Annotated in this window: 1 protein-coding gene; it reads left to right on the forward strand. The window is 34.1% G+C overall.

Annotated elements, in window-relative coordinates; translation table 11 throughout:
- Window positions 1-93 precede the first annotated feature (93 nt).
- Entirely contained in the window at window positions 94-849 is a 756-nt protein-coding gene (locus D0T56_RS16555; protein ID WP_163321272.1) for an IS5 family transposase, read from the forward strand.
- Window positions 850-858: the final 9 nt, after the last annotated feature.

The raw sequence follows: 858 nt of genomic DNA on the forward strand, positions 1-858 counted from the left end.
AGAGCCTGTTTAAAAATGAATGAAAAAAAATAATAAAGGGCTTCTGTAAATAATCAGAAGGATGTTTCTTTGAAGTGACTAAACTAATAAGAAATGTATCCGACAGATATTACAGAAACCCAGTGGCAATATATAGAAAAAGTTTTATTGCCCCAAGAGCGTAGGCGAAAACATGAATTAAAAGAGATATGGAATGCCCTGTTTTATTTAGTAAAAAGCGGTTGTCAATGGCGTATGCTACCCAAAGAATACCCAAAATGGGAGCTTGTTTATTACTATTTTCGTAAATGGACAGATATGGAAGAATTTGATTTGTTGCTGAGTAATTTACGGGAATCTGTGAGATTCAAACGAAAACAGAATAAGGCAGCTTCTTTAGGCATAATGGATAGCCAAAGTGTAAGATGGGGCAATAATAAGGCATTAAATGGCATTGATGGTAACAAAAAAATAAAAGGCATCAAACGCCATGTTGTAGTAGATAAAAATGGATTTTTAATAGCAGTAATGGTAACAGTAGCCAATATTCATGATAGTAAAGCCGCCTATCTTCTGATGCGTGTACTTAAAGAATTATGTTCATCAGTTAAAACGATAATAGCTGATGGTGGTTACAGGGGAGAACTGGCTGAGAATATCAGAAATACATTTGGTTATATTTTACAAGTAGTAATCAGTGGTTACCAAAAGCAGGGCTTTAGACCGATAAAGAAGCGTTGGGTAATTGAACGAACTTTCGCTTGGTTCGATTACAACAGAAGACTATGTCGTAATTATGAAACAACCTTTGATTCAGCCGAAGAGATGGTCAAAATTGCTTCTATAAAATTATTGTTGAATAAAATTTAAACAAACTCT

Source organism: Dysgonomonas sp. 520 (assembly GCF_010501095.1).
Taxonomy (GTDB): domain Bacteria; phylum Bacteroidota; class Bacteroidia; order Bacteroidales; family Dysgonomonadaceae; genus QVMP01.